This window comes from Pseudomonas sp. NPDC077186 (assembly GCF_044543505.1).
Taxonomy (GTDB): domain Bacteria; phylum Pseudomonadota; class Gammaproteobacteria; order Pseudomonadales; family Pseudomonadaceae; genus Aquipseudomonas.
In genome coordinates this window covers 1-4,884 of the sequence record NZ_JBITWE010000016.1, presented here as the reverse complement: position 1 = coordinate 4,884, position 4,884 = coordinate 1, and the positions used below count along the sequence as shown (strand labels likewise).

The 4,884-nt window shown below is 52.5% G+C and carries 2 tRNA genes and 2 rRNA genes; all 4 read right to left on the bottom strand.

The features are described 5' to 3' along the window. Positions 1–3 precede the first annotated feature (3 nt). The 4 genes from ACIGKL_RS24920 to ACIGKL_RS24905 all read right to left on the bottom strand — a co-directional run bounded on the left by ACIGKL_RS24920 (position 4) and on the right by ACIGKL_RS24905 (position 4,850). Positions 4–2,795, bottom strand: a 23S ribosomal RNA gene (locus ACIGKL_RS24920). Between the two features lie 258 nt (positions 2,796–3,053). Then, positions 3,054–3,129 (bottom strand) — tRNA-Ala (locus ACIGKL_RS24915). Between the two features lie 22 nt (positions 3,130–3,151). Beyond that, positions 3,152–3,228: transfer RNA gene (locus ACIGKL_RS24910), tRNA-Ile, on the bottom strand. An 85-nt stretch (positions 3,229–3,313) separates the two neighbouring features. Then, positions 3,314–4,850 (bottom strand): 16S ribosomal RNA (locus ACIGKL_RS24905). The 16S and 23S rRNA genes sit together here with 2 tRNA genes alongside, the layout of an rRNA operon. Positions 4,851–4,884 lie beyond the last annotated feature (34 nt).

The window sequence follows — 4,884 nt, the reverse complement described above, 5'->3', positions numbered from 1 at the left end:
AGGGAGCTCAAGGCTCCAGTGAGATCTCATCTTGAGGCAAGTTTCCCGCTTAGATGCTTTCAGCGGTTATCTTTTCCGAACATAGCTACCCGGCAATGCCACTGGCGTGACAACCGGAACACCAGAGGTTCGTCCAACCCGGTCCTCTCGTACTAAGGTCAGCCCCTCTCAAATCTCAAACGTCCACGGCAGATAGGGACCGAACTGTCTCACGACGTTCTAAACCCAGCTCGCGTACCACTTTAAATGGCGAACAGCCATACCCTTGGGACCGGCTTCAGCCCCAGGATGTGATGAGCCGACATCGAGGTGCCAAACACCGCCGTCGATATGAACTCTTGGGCGGTATCAGCCTGTTATCCCCGGAGTACCTTTTATCCGTTGAGCGATGGCCCTTCCATACAGAACCACCGGATCACTAAGACCTACTTTCGTACCTGCTCGACGTGTCTGTCTCGCAGTCAAGCGCGCTTTTGCCTTTATACTCTACGACCGATTTCCGACCGGTCTGAGCGCACCTTCGTACTCCTCCGTTACTCTTTGGGAGGAGACCGCCCCAGTCAAACTACCCACCATACACTGTCCTCGATCCGGATCACGGACCAGAGTTAGAACCTCAAGGTTGCCAGGGTGGTATTTCAAGGATGGCTCCATGAGAACTGGCGTCCCCACTTCAAAGCCTCCCACCTATCCTACACAAGCAAGCTCAAAGTCCAGTGCAAAGCTATAGTAAAGGTTCACGGGGTCTTTCCGTCTAGCCGCGGATACACTGCATCTTCACAGCGATTTCAATTTCACTGAGTCTCGGGTGGAGACAGCGCCGCCATCGTTACGCCATTCGTGCAGGTCGGAACTTACCCGACAAGGAATTTCGCTACCTTAGGACCGTTATAGTTACGGCCGCCGTTTACCGGGGCTTCGATCAAGAGCTTCGCTTGCGCTAACCCCATCAATTAACCTTCCGGCACCGGGCAGGCGTCACACCCTATACGTCCACTTTCGTGTTTGCAGAGTGCTGTGTTTTTAATAAACAGTCGCAGCGGCCTGGTATCTTCGACCGGCATGGGCTTACGCAGTAAATGCTTCACCCTCACCGGCGCACCTTCTCCCGAAGTTACGGTGCCATTTTGCCTAGTTCCTTCACCCGAGTTCTCTCAAGCGCCTTGGTATTCTCTACCTAACCACCTGTGTCGGTTTGGGGTACGGTTCCTAGTTACCTGAAGCTTAGAAGCTTTTCCTGGAAGCATGGCATCAACCACTTCGCATTCTAAAAGAACGCTCGTCATCAGCTCTCGGCCTTGATCTCCCGGATTTACCTAAGAAACCAGCCTACCACCTTAAACACGGACAACCAACGCCGTGCTGGCCTAGCCTTCTCCGTCCCTCCATCGCAGTAACTAGAAGTACGGGAATATTAACCCGTTTCCCATCGACTACGCATTTCTGCCTCGCCTTAGGGGCCGACTAACCCTGCGTCGATTAACGTTGCGCAGGAAACCTTGGTCTTTCGGCGTGCGAGTTTTTCACTCGCATTGTCGTTACTCATGTCAGCATTCGCACTTCTGATACCTCCAGCAAGCTTCTCAACTCACCTTCACAGGCTTACAGAACGCTCCTCTACCGCTCATCCTAAGATGAACCCGTAGCTTCGGTGTATGGTTTGAGCCCCGTTACATCTTCCGCGCAGGCCGACTCGACTAGTGAGCTATTACGCTTTCTTTAAAGGGTGGCTGCTTCTAAGCCAACCTCCTAGCTGTCTAAGCCTTCCCACATCGTTTCCCACTTAACCATAACTTTGGGACCTTAGCTGACGGTCTGGGTTGTTTCCCTTTTCACGACGGACGTTAGCACCCGCCGTGTGTCTCCCGTGCTGACACTTGCCGGTATTCGGAGTTTGCATCGGTTTGGTAAGTCGGGATGACCCCCTAGCCGAAACAGTGCTCTACCCCCAGCAGTGATACACGAGGCGCTACCTAAATAGCTTTCGAGGAGAACCAGCTATCTCCGAGCTTGATTAGCCTTTCACTCCGATCCACAGGTCATCCGCTAACTTTTCAACGGTAGTCGGTTCGGTCCTCCAGTCAGTGTTACCTAACCTTCAACCTGCCCATGGATAGATCGCCCGGTTTCGGGTCTATACCCAGCGACTAAAGCGCCCTATTAAGACTCGCTTTCGCTACGCCTCCCCTATTCGGTTAAGCTCGCCACTGAATATAAGTCGCTGACCCATTATACAAAAGGTACGCAGTCACCCAACAAAGTAGGCTCCCACTGCTTGTACGCATACGGTTTCAGGTTCTATTTCACTCCCCTCTCCGGGGTTCTTTTCGCCTTTCCCTCACGGTACTGGTTCACTATCGGTCAGTCAGTAGTATTTAGCCTTGGAGGATGGTCCCCCCATGTTCAGACAAGGTTTCTCGTGCCCCGTCCTACTCGATTTCATTGATAAGAGCGTTTCGTGTACGGGGCTATCACCCACTACGGCGGCACTTTCCAGAGCCTTCCACTACACTCAAATCAACTTAAGGGCTAGTCCCCGTTCGCTCGCCACTACTTAGGGAATCTCGGTTGATTTCTTTTCCTCAGGGTACTTAGATGTTTCAGTTCCCCTGGTTCGCCTCACACACCTATGGATTCAGTGTGTGATAACCAGCTTATGCTGGCTGGGTTCCCCCATTCAGAGATCTCTGGATCACAGTCTGTTTGCCGACTCCCCAAAGCTTTTCGCAGGCTACCACGTCTTTCATCGCCTCTGACTGCCAAGGCATCCACCGTATGCGCTTCTTCACTTGACCATATAACCCCAAGCAATCTGGTTACGATCTCAATCGTGAAGACGACATTCGCCGAAAATTTGCGTCTTGAGAACTACAAATTTTACCTTGACCAGATCAATTGCCAGTGAAAGCAATTAATCAGTCACTTCTATCACATACCCAAATTTTTAAAGAACGATTTTCGTACCGGTCAAAAGACCAGAAATCAGCACTCACCAGGTCACCCCTGAAGCGCTCAGCTCTGAACTCTTTCTCTGCCACCGCAACGCGCGAGAGTGGTGGAGCCAAGCGGGATCGAACCGCTGACCTCCTGCGTGCAAAGCAGGCGCTCTCCCAGCTGAGCTATGGCCCCGTAATCATCTGCACCAAGCAATTGGTAGGTCTGGGCAGATTTGAACTGCCGACCTCACCCTTATCAGGGGTGCGCTCTAACCAACTGAGCTACAGACCTATAACAGGGTCGCGTTACAGCATCGTCTTCGACTATGAATCAAGCAATTCGTGTGGGAGCTTATGAGAAAGCCGGTGTCTTCGATTAAGGAGGTGATCCAGCCGCAGGTTCCCCTACGGCTACCTTGTTACGACTTCACCCCAGTCATGAATCACTCCGTGGTAACCGTCCCCCCGAAGGTTAGACTAGCTACTTCTGGAGCAACCCACTCCCATGGTGTGACGGGCGGTGTGTACAAGGCCCGGGAACGTATTCACCGTGACATTCTGATTCACGATTACTAGCGATTCCGACTTCACGCAGTCGAGTTGCAGACTGCGATCCGGACTACGATCGGTTTTATGGGATTAGCTCCACCTCGCGGCTTGGCAACCCTTTGTACCGACCATTGTAGCACGTGTGTAGCCCTGGCCGTAAGGGCCATGATGACTTGACGTCATCCCCACCTTCCTCCGGTTTGTCACCGGCAGTCTCCTTAGAGTGCCCACCATAACGTGCTGGTAACTAAGGACAAGGGTTGCGCTCGTTACGGGACTTAACCCAACATCTCACGACACGAGCTGACGACAGCCATGCAGCACCTGTGTCTGAGTTCCCGAAGGCACCAATCCATCTCTGGAAAGTTCTCAGCATGTCAAGGCCAGGTAAGGTTCTTCGCGTTGCTTCGAATTAAACCACATGCTCCACCGCTTGTGCGGGCCCCCGTCAATTCATTTGAGTTTTAACCTTGCGGCCGTACTCCCCAGGCGGTCAACTTAATGCGTTAGCTGCGCCACTAAAATCTCAAGGATTCCAACGGCTAGTTGACATCGTTTACGGCGTGGACTACCAGGGTATCTAATCCTGTTTGCTCCCCACGCTTTCGCACCTCAGTGTCAGTATCAGTCCAGGTGGTCGCCTTCGCCACTGGTGTTCCTTCCTATATCTACGCATTTCACCGCTACACAGGAAATTCCACCACCCTCTACCGTACTCTAGCTCGCCAGTTTTGGATGCAGTTCCCAGGTTGAGCCCGGGGCTTTCACATCCAACTTAACGAACCACCTACGCGCGCTTTACGCCCAGTAATTCCGATTAACGCTTGCACCCTTCGTATTACCGCGGCTGCTGGCACGAAGTTAGCCGGTGCTTATTCTGTCGGTAACGTCAAAATACTCACGTATTAGGTGAATACCCTTCCTCCCAACTTAAAGTGCTTTACAATCCGAAGACCTTCTTCACACACGCGGCATGGCTGGATCAGGCTTTCGCCCATTGTCCAATATTCCCCACTGCTGCCTCCCGTAGGAGTCTGGACCGTGTCTCAGTTCCAGTGTGACTGATCATCCTCTCAGACCAGTTACGGATCGTCGCCTTGGTGAGCCATTACCTCACCAACTAGCTAATCCGACCTAGGCTCATCTAATGGCGCGAGGTCCGAAGATCCCCCGCTTTCTCCCGTAGGACGTATGCGGTATTAGCGTTCCTTTCGGAACGTTATCCCCCACCACTAGGCAGATTCCTAGGCATTACTCACCCGTCCGCCGCTAAATCAAGGAGCAAGCTCCTCTCATCCGCTCGACTTGCATGTGTTAGGCCTGCCGCCAGCGTTCAATCTGAGCCATGATCAAACTCTTCAGTTCAATACTGCTTGGGTTTTGAGAAAACCCTAAACTT